Source organism: Paenibacillus koleovorans NBRC 103111 (assembly GCF_004000845.1).
GTDB lineage: Bacteria > Bacillota > Bacilli > Paenibacillales > NBRC-103111 > Paenibacillus_AA > Paenibacillus_AA koleovorans.
Window position 1 is genome coordinate 1 of record NZ_BIMA01000232.1, and the last position, 2234, is coordinate 2234.

At 60.3% G+C, this 2234-nt stretch carries 2 protein-coding genes; both read right to left on the reverse strand.

Annotation, left to right across the window (positions count from 1 at the left end):
* Positions 1 to 1316: enolase C-terminal domain-like protein (locus tag PKO02S_RS31885; RefSeq protein WP_127589306.1), on the reverse strand; the 1316-nt coding region annotated here is incomplete at its 3' end.
* Between the two features lie 31 nt (positions 1317 to 1347).
* A partial coding sequence (garR, locus tag PKO02S_RS31890) for a 2-hydroxy-3-oxopropionate reductase (protein ID WP_373865264.1) occupies positions 1348 to 2234 on the reverse strand: 887 nt, incomplete at its 5' end.

Here is a 2234-nt window from a genome sequence, read left to right on the forward strand (position 1 = left end):
TCGAAGGACCAGCTCGGAATGTAAAACTGCATGGCCGTCGCGTCGTTGCGTCCGTCAAGTCCCATGGCCTTATACTGCTCATGGGCCAGTTGAATGCGGTCGTAGTCCGGCTCGATGCCGAGCCCCGGTTTATGGGGGACTTGTACATGACCGTCCACGATCTGCATCGGCTCCACCGTCAGCCTCTCGATCCCTTCCTGCCAAATCCAGTGCGTGTCGATCGCCGTAATGTCGCCCGGCGCCGCTGCGGCGACTTGGGTGAACATGGCCAACGAAATATCGAAGTGATTGTTCGAATGCGATCCCCAAGTGAGTCCCCATTCCTGACACAGCTGAGCGACGCGGACCGAGCCTTGCATCGTCCAGAAGTGCGGATCCGCGAGCGGAATGTCGACGGCGTGAAGCGTAATCGCATGTCTCATCTGACGCCAATCGGTGGCAATCATATTGGTAGCGGTCGGCAAACCCGTCGCCCGCCTGAATTCAGCCATTACCTCACGGCCCGAAAATCCATGCTCGGCGCCGCACGGATCCTCGGCATACGCGAGAATTCCCTGCATGTCCCGGCACAACCGAATAGCTTCCGACAACGACCAGGCTCCGTTCGGATCGAGCGTGATCCGCGCCTCGGGGAATCGTGCTTTCAGCGCCCGGATCGCCTTTATCTCTTCCGCGCCATCCATCACGCCGCCCTTGAGCTTGAAATCCTGGAAGCCGTATCGCTTCTGCGCCGCCTCGGCCAGCCGGACGACGGCTTCCGGGGACAACGCTTCTTCATGACGGATTCTATACCAATCGTCCTCGGCTTGCGTGCTGCTGTAATAAGGGAGGTCGGTTCGATTGCGATCGCCGATATAAAACAAATAGCCGAGCATCTTGACCCGCTCTCGCTGCTGGCCTTCGCCCAGCAGAGCGGCAACGGGGACATCCAGATGTTTGCCGAGCAGATCGAGCAGCGCCGCTTCCAATGCCGTGACGGCATGGATCGTTATCCGCAGATCGAAGGTCTGCAGCCCGCGGCCGCCGGCATCGCGGCCGGCGAACTGCGTCCGTATCGCGGCAAGGATACGGTTATACTGCCCGATGGACGCCCCCATGACCAATGGCCGGGCATCCTCCAGCGTCTGGCGGATGCTCTCGCCCCCCGGCACTTCTCCGACGCCCACATGGCCGCTGGAATCCTTGAGGATGACGATATTTCGGGTAAAGTACGGTCCGTGGGCACCGCTCAAATTGAATAGCATACTATCCTTGCCGGCTACCGGGATGACGGTCATCTCCGTTATCGTTGGTGTTTTACTAAGTGCCTCAGCCATCGCATGCTCCCCCTCTGCCCCATTCGCCATGTTATCGCTTCACTTCAATCCCGGCCGATTTCTCGAAATATTGCACGAGGGCCGAGTGGTCCGCATCGCCTAGTCCGTCCTCGCGAAGCGACTGCATCATGTCCATGACGGCCGATGTCAGCGGCAGCGGCACTTCCATTTCGCGGGCCGTATCGAGCGCATTCGCCAAATCCTTGATATGAAGCTGCAAGCGGAAGCCGGGATTGAATCTTCGATCCAACACCATCGGCGCCTTGGCGTCCAGCACGGTGCTGCCGGCCAGTCCTCCGCGGATCGCCTGATACACGAGCTCCGGCTCGACGCCGGCCTTAGCCGCCAGCACGAACGCTTCCGACATCGCCGCGATATTCAGCGCCACGATCACCTGGTTGGCCAGCTTCGTGACATTTCCTGCCCCTATGTCCCCGGTATACACGACGGAGCCTGCCATCGCCTTCATCACGTCGAAGCAGGCGTCGAACACTTCCTTCTTGCCACCGACCATGACCGAAAGCGTTCCTTCGATAGCCTTCGGTTCGCCTCCGCTGACCGGCGCATCCAGCATCTCGACGCCGGCCTCCGCGAGCTGACCGGCAATCTCGCGGCTGACCAGCGGCGCGATCGAGCTCATGTCGATGACCACGGTGCCCGGCTTCGCCCCCTGGATGACGCCCTGCTCCCCAAGTACAACCTCCCGTACCTCCGGCGAGTTCGGCAGCATCAGAATGAGAATGTCCGCTCGTTCGGCCACCGCCTTCGGCGTATCGGCCACCTGTGCACCGGCAGTCGTTACCTCGTCGAAAGCTTGGGACGGTCTATTCACCACCACGAGCGGATAGCCCGCCTTCAACAGGTTCAAGCTCATCGGTCTGCCCATAATGCCCAAGCCGATAAATCCAATCGTTTTCA